At 60.1% G+C, this 644-nt stretch carries 1 protein-coding gene and 1 pseudogene; both read right to left on the bottom strand.

The window, feature by feature from the left end; translation table 11 throughout:
* A partial coding sequence (locus J5224_RS33420; RefSeq protein ID WP_264629184.1) for an AzlD domain-containing protein occupies positions 1 to 218 on the bottom strand: 218 nt, incomplete at its 3' end.
* Positions 219 to 299: 81 nt separating this feature from the next.
* A pseudogene (locus tag J5224_RS33415) lies at positions 300 to 644 on the bottom strand (branched-chain amino acid ABC transporter permease); the annotation flags it as partial.

Raw genomic sequence — 644 nt, 5'->3', positions numbered from 1 at the left:
GGCAGCAGCTTGTTGGTGTGCTGTTGAATCTCCGGGACGCTGGAGACGATCAGCAGTGCGCAGATAGACGCTATACCAATGCTGTCGAGCACCGCGCCTACCTTGCCGCGCTTAAGCGAGCCGGAGGCGCGGCTGGTTCCCAGACGCAGCGGCAGGTAGCGGAACAAAAAATTCACCATGCCAACCAACACACCAATCAGCACTATTTGGGTATTCATAAGGATTTCTCCCGCTGTTGATCCATGGCGGGGGGCGCAAGAAACAGAGCGGCGGCGCAGGCGCTGCCGGGGGCAAAGAACGAGGGCGCGGCCCACCCCGCTGCCGATACCGACTAAAATGGCGGCCGGAATGGAGAACAGCAGTAACCCAAGCAGTGCGCCACTCAGCGCGCACACCACCACCACACTTTGCCGTTTTTTAAAAGAAGCCAGCAGAAAGCTGAGGAACAATGCAGGCAACATAAAGGTGAGCGCCGCCTCGACGGCGGGGTACTCCTTCAGCGGCCCATTACCGAATAACGCGCCGATCACCGTGCCGCAGGCCCAGGAAATCCAGGAAGCAGCAGCGACGCCCAGCATCCAGTTTTCACTCCAGCGGCGATTGTTTTGTGCCAGCCGCGCTGTCGCGGCGGGGAAGACTTCGTC

It is taken from the genome of Candidatus Symbiopectobacterium sp. NZEC135 (genome assembly GCF_025962695.1).
The sequence above is the reverse complement of the archived record's forward strand: the minus strand, read 5'-3'. Positions and strand labels throughout refer to the sequence as shown.